Raw genomic sequence first — 281 nt, forward strand, 5'->3', positions numbered from 1 at the left:
GACCACCCTTTATCCTCTGATAATTCTGTATGAACAAAATCCAAACCATAAAATGCATGATCTTTATTTTCTATACGACCAAATAAATGTGCTTTACATTCTTTACAAAAATGTCTTTGAATTGCTGCTGTTTTATCAACAATCTCTAACTTATGGCCGTTACTAATGACATGAACTTTGTCGCGAGGTACTACAGCTACTATAGAAAAAATGGATTCTTCTGGTTTCCAGCACTTAGAACAACCACATGCATGGTTGTGCATTGTTTGCGAATCTACCTT

The 281-nt window shown here is 35.2% G+C and carries 1 protein-coding gene; it reads right to left on the reverse strand.

From position 1 onward, the window contains the following. On the reverse strand, positions 1-263 hold a 263-nt coding region (locus tag FOT98_RS30360; protein ID WP_260851153.1), incomplete at its 3' end, for a GFA family protein. Positions 264-281: the final 18 nt, after the last annotated feature.

This window comes from Bacillus sp. HY001 (assembly GCF_007558965.1).
In the GTDB taxonomy this organism is placed as follows: Bacteria; Bacillota; Bacilli; order Bacillales; family Bacillaceae_G; genus Bacillus_A; species Bacillus_A mobilis.